The sequence below is a fragment of the Sulfobacillus sp. TH-112 genome (assembly GCF_057473405.1).
In genome coordinates this window covers 1-4,551 of sequence record NZ_JBYCKN010000172.1, presented here as the reverse complement: position 1 = coordinate 4,551, position 4,551 = coordinate 1, and the positions used below count along the sequence as shown (strand labels likewise).

Sequence of the window (4,551 nt, the reverse complement as noted above, 5' to 3'; positions counted from 1 at the left end):
AGGCTCCAGGCGACGTTGTCGCCGATGAACGCAATCGCATTGCGACCAAAGGATGGGGAAGACAGTTGTTGGCCTTGCAACATGCTGATGGCCGATGGGGTGGCAAGGCTTGGAACCATGGGTGGGACTCGACGATGCATGTGCTGTGGTTACTCTGTCATCTGGGGCTTGACCCAGCCAGCTCTGAGGCACGGTATGCATTGGAACGTGTACGTGACAATGTCACATGGCAGGGGTGCGGCCCACCGGAGTGCGATGCCAATCCATTTTTTTCAGGCGAACTGGAGCCATGCATTAACGGTCAGGTCGCGATGGTCGGAGCGTACTTTGACCAGAACATAAGCGGGATTATCGATAGTCTCCTGGGAGAGCAGCTTCCCGACGGAGGATGGAATTGTGATGCATCAGAGGGATCCACTCGCTCATCGTTTAATACGACGATCTGCGTGCTTGAGGCACTACTGCAGTACGAACGGTCCGGCGGCGGGACGCCTGAGGTAACCTCAAGTCGTCTCCGAGGGCAGGAATATTTGTTGGAACGACGGCTTATGCGACGAAGATCCACTGGTGAGATTATCGAGCATGATCGCAAGAGTGGTGGACAATGGACGCTCTTCGCATTTCCGACGTGGTGGCACTATGATGTCCTGCGGGGATTGGATTACTTACGTGACGCCGGAGTGCAGCCAGACGAACGCTTACGTGAGGCCGTGCATGTGGTGGCGTCAAAGCAGGACACCGACGGGCGATGGCTTCTGGACATTCGATACCCGGGGATGATGCCCGTCGAAATGAACGAAATTGAGGGCCGCCCCAGCCGCTGGAATACGCTTCGCGCCTTGCGTGTTCTTCGGTGGTACGACCGTTCGTAATGCCTAGTAAAACGGTACCGAATTGGAGCACCACTATCTTGCTCTCGACTGGGAGATGATGTGAGAAGTAGTTCGTGGGCCGGTAGGTTTGGCCCGTACGCCCAAAGATGCAACGGAGCATCAGAAACATCCGGAATACGAGCGCCATTATGCTGTTGCGCGATAGTCGGGCCTTTCGGTCGGGGACGTGCCAAAAATTGGCGGTTTCGTCCAATGCAAAACACGTATTACCTTTGCAGAGCTCACTGAAGGACCTATACAATGATTGCAGCTCTCGTATCTGGCCGTCGTTCTGACCGATGTTTGAAGTGATGGAGCACTCAGCGACATTCTAACCGAGGGCACCGGTGAGGAGCACGTCCAGTGGCGAATTCCGGTGCTCGCTTCCGCGAATCCCTGATACCTATTATGGTGTCAATGGAGATAGCAACCGTTCTGCACAGGGCTTCTGCCACGTAATTCGGATGAAACGGTCGTTATTTGGACCGCCGACAATCCAGTAGAGATGATCGGACACTTAGGGCTGGTCCCGTATTTTTCGGCGTCGGTGCCAATCATTAGCGTCACCCAGGATTACGAGCGTGTGGATAATGCCGCGAATGTCTAGTGTTTCATCAAAATTACCGGCGACATTGGCATGGTTAAGCTAGAGGCACTGGTGCATCACGTCCTTCCGTTGTTTAAATCCGCTCGGAATGACGTCATCTCGCCTTTGGCACCGTATAGTCGAGAGCGGCTTCGCGTAATATTTTTTATCCCGCAGTGGTATGGTCGTATCTGGATGAATGGAGAATCACCTGGGAGACTCGGCTTTCTGGGCCGGGTTAACGACCGATACAGGTGAAATCACCGGTCTCCTCATACCCAAGTGAACGAGGATACCCATCTCGAGTCTTCGCCGCGAGGTGTATTATGAACGTATCGAAGCCGCACTGCAAGTGAACTATGTCGTGCCCCCACATGGTCATTTTTGCTGCAATAGATAGTGGGTTTCGGGCATCCCTTGAAGAATCGGCATCACCCTTTCGGCGAGCTCTTCTCCGGTGCCTTGAGGATTTCTCTCGGACCAGAAGTGTGATGCACCATAAATCGCCCAGCTTGTCACCGCCACCCCCAATTCGCGCGTGACCGAGTCGGATGCGTCACTGGCGGACTCTTCCGGAAGCCAATCCATGAGAACCTCCTGGACGACATTCATGACCTGGGCTTCAAACAGCAGTCTTTCTTGCTCGTCAGCGTGTTGACATTGTCCCTTGAGGCCTCCAAAAAACTCCCACACGGTCCTAATGAGAGCCCGCATGTTTCCGACAGTATAGTGCTCTTTGTCTGGCAGTTTGGCTAACAGTTGTTCACGGAAACTTTCGCTGACGGCGTACTCCATAAGCGCATACTTGTCCACAAAGTGATCATAGAAGGTTGAACGATTTACCATTGCGGTGGTGCTAATCTTCTGGACCGTAATCGTCTGGAAGCTCTTCTGCGCTATAAGTGCCAAAAAGGCTTCTTTCAACAGCTTGCGCGTCCGTCGTACCCGCAAATCGCCCGGTAGTTCTTGCGTGACCATGCGCACCTCTCCGTTTCCCTTGTCCCGTTTCGTTCCGAAGCCAACACTAGTGCAACAAATGTTGTATAACCCGACACCAGCCAATAGTTTGACGGTTGTATGCATCATATCAAAACGGATACCCTAAAAACAACAGGTGTAGGCTTGCCATCACTTGCTGGATATTTTACAACGAGGGAGACATCGTGATGCTGAAAATTGGTGTAATACTGGGAAGTACCCGTGACCATCGAGTAGGTGAAAAGGTCGCGCAGTGGTTCATGAGTCAAGCAGATCCACGTCCTGATCTGGAGTTTGAGCTCATCGACGTGCGAGACTATACTCTACCATTCTTCAACGAGAAGAGCAGCAATATGTATTCGCCTACCCAAGATCCCGAGGGTCTACGATGGCAGAAGAAAGTGGGAGAGTTTGACGGCTATGTGATCATTGCTGCCGAATATAACCACGGACCAACAGCAGCGTTGAAGAATGCGCTCGACTATGCCTACATCGAGTGGATACGCAAGCCGGTCGCCTTCGTCGGGTATGGATCTGTCGGTGCAGCCCGTGCCATTGAACAACTGCGCCTGATCGCTATCGAACTGCAAATGGCCCCCGTCCGATCCGCCGTGCACGTCCAGGGCGGGGACTTTTTGCCGATCATGATGGGACAAAAAGCCATAGAGGACATCCCTCATTTACCACCCTTGGTCACCACCATGTTGGACGATTTATCCTGGTGGGCTGACGCACTGAAGTCGGCTCGTAAGCAATAATTCGACAAGGCGCCTCCGTTGGGCATGCGTTTTGGAGCTGCTAAGGAGATCTCGGGGTTCTGCGCTCCCACTCTTTGCATCGAGGACAAGAACATAGAGCGACGGCGGGCCATATGAGGTGGGCAACCTCTGTGTCCCAAAAGCAGAAGGTGCCCTTCGCAAGCTACGGGGTCGGGTTGTAAGCGATGGCTTGAACCAAGGCATGTTGTTTAAGGTTGGGTAAAGGGACGATGAATCTATTGCGTCACAAGCAGATGACGCGACTCTATTGGGGCCCGCCCAGTCTGGAAAAGGGCTGTGGGATAAAATAAATGTTTTGGAGACACGGCGCTTGGGAACAATAGCGCCGTGTCTTTAACGCACACAAAAAATTGGCCCGATTCTCAGGACAAGAATTCCTAACGGTTCCAGTCTTTAGAGAATTTACTTGCCTAATGGCCACCTTGTGCGCGTACTCAGAGCCAAGACGGGAATAGGATGGAACTGGCGGTAGTGATGAAATCGCCAGATCCGTGCCGCCATTCAGCCGGCGGTGCGGTGACTTTCGGGTGAGCGGCATTTCCGGAACCGGTTGTACAAATTATCGACCGGGACGAAGTCTTCGACGGAACTTGCTTTTGCCACCTACCTATGATGGAATACCGGGGGTTTAACACTCTTATGGTCCATGTCCATTCGAAGTGCCGGCTCATAGGCGAAAGTCGAAACCATAATAGGGGAGGGCTTCTTCGGGCTCGAGTTCTCAGTTTCGCACACCTTTTTGGGTATGGGAGAGCGGAGGGACTACGATCATTAGATAGCGACATCAAAGGTCCTGCAACACTTGAAACCTTAGTGAGTATCCTATGGAATGATAACTACAGAGAGAATAACGTTCATCCCGAAAACGGTGCCTATCTTTCTTCATCCGTCGAAAAAGTCGACGTGGACAGCAGATCACATGCCATATGTGCGATAGAAAAGTGCGATAAGTATGATATATTATTGAGGCGATTTGGTCGAATGTATAATGAGAACTATTTCTTGATTAATGACAGAGATAGGAGATGGCATTGATGGTTGAAATATCTCTTGCCGATGCGGTGCATTTGAGAGCGCGAATCCATGAGCGGATCCGCGAATTGAGTGAAGCGCGAACCCGTATTGAGGTGGCGATTGTCAATCGGGGTGAGGTGCCTGAACCGCCGACCGTGTCTGTTGATGACTATAACCAACAGATTGCGGACGCTCAGGCTGATTATCGAATGCTAGATGTGGTAATGACGAGATTTAACTTGGAGCACACGTTGACCTGGGATGGCCGTGAAGTGCCGTTGTTGGAAGCATTACAAATTGCTAAGGATACGCGGCAACGGGT

General features: G+C 52.1%; 3 protein-coding genes and 1 pseudogene. 3 read left to right on the top strand and 1 reads right to left on the bottom strand.

Translation table 11 applies throughout. The features are described 5' to 3' along the window. Positions 1-872 (top strand): prenyltransferase/squalene oxidase repeat-containing protein (locus ACOJWD_RS12340; RefSeq protein ID WP_486993534.1); only part of this gene is annotated, 872 nt, incomplete at its 5' end. Positions 873-1,836: 964 nt separating this feature from the next. Here the strand turns inward: ACOJWD_RS12340 and ACOJWD_RS12335 are convergent. Beyond that, positions 1,837-2,436, bottom strand: a complete 600-nt coding sequence (locus ACOJWD_RS12335; RefSeq protein ID WP_486993533.1) for a TetR family transcriptional regulator — start codon at positions 2,434-2,436, stop codon at positions 1,837-1,839. 188 nt (positions 2,437-2,624) lie between these two features. Here ACOJWD_RS12335 and ACOJWD_RS12330 point away from each other — a divergent pair, with 188 nt between their 5' ends. Then, complete coding sequence (locus ACOJWD_RS12330; protein ID WP_486993532.1) at positions 2,625-3,194, top strand: NADPH-dependent FMN reductase; 570 nt, start codon at positions 2,625-2,627, stop codon at positions 3,192-3,194. A 1,055-nt stretch (positions 3,195-4,249) separates the two neighbouring features. Beyond that, a pseudogene (locus ACOJWD_RS12325) lies at positions 4,250-4,551 on the top strand (hypothetical protein); the annotation flags it as partial.